Consider the following 599-nt stretch of genomic DNA (forward strand, 5'->3'; position numbering starts at 1 on the left):
CGCATTGATGGTTGATGGATTTTTTATGCTGTTAGGGCTGGGGATAACAGCTATGACAGGTGGCGTTGCCGTTCCAGTACTAATGGCTTTTGGTATGGCTTTAGATGGACTAAATTTGTATGAAGACTATACGAAAATGCAGTCAGGGGCAAAATATGGAGATAATCCCCTTAAGCGGGTACTTTTGAAATTAGGAATGAATAGAGAAGGTGCAGAGAATGCATATAATCTTCTAAGTTTAGTAGGTGGTGTGTCAGGTTCAGCTGGAGCGTACAAGTCTTTAGTGAAAGAAGGGCAGTTTGTAAGTAAGGGAATAAAGACAAAATCGTTACTGCAAAATAGTAAGCAGGTGTGGCGAGATTCTACAAGTGTCAAGAATCTATTTAATTTTGCCGATGACAGTAAAGTTACTGGAAGCACAGCTAAAAAAGTGATGCAGGCCTTTGAGCATGATGTGCATGCAATAGGTGACAATGTCAAAACAGCCAAGGAACATAAATTATTGTTAGAAGGTGTTGTTCCAAAATTAAGTGAGAGTGCTTCAGGAAAAGTTATTACAAAGACATATGCAAAAGAAACGTTGAAACAAGTAACTTTTA

Annotated in this window: 1 protein-coding gene; it reads left to right on the forward strand. The window is 38.6% G+C overall.

Going from position 1 to position 599, the window contains the following annotated elements:
* Window positions 1-52 precede the first annotated feature (52 nt).
* On the forward strand, window positions 53-599 hold a 547-nt coding region (locus tag LMU01S_RS10170; protein ID WP_156470429.1), incomplete at its 3' end, for a hypothetical protein.

Origin of the sequence: Ligilactobacillus murinus DSM 20452 = NBRC 14221 (genome assembly GCF_001591685.1) — a bacterium.
Classification (GTDB): domain Bacteria; phylum Bacillota; class Bacilli; order Lactobacillales; family Lactobacillaceae; genus Ligilactobacillus; species Ligilactobacillus murinus.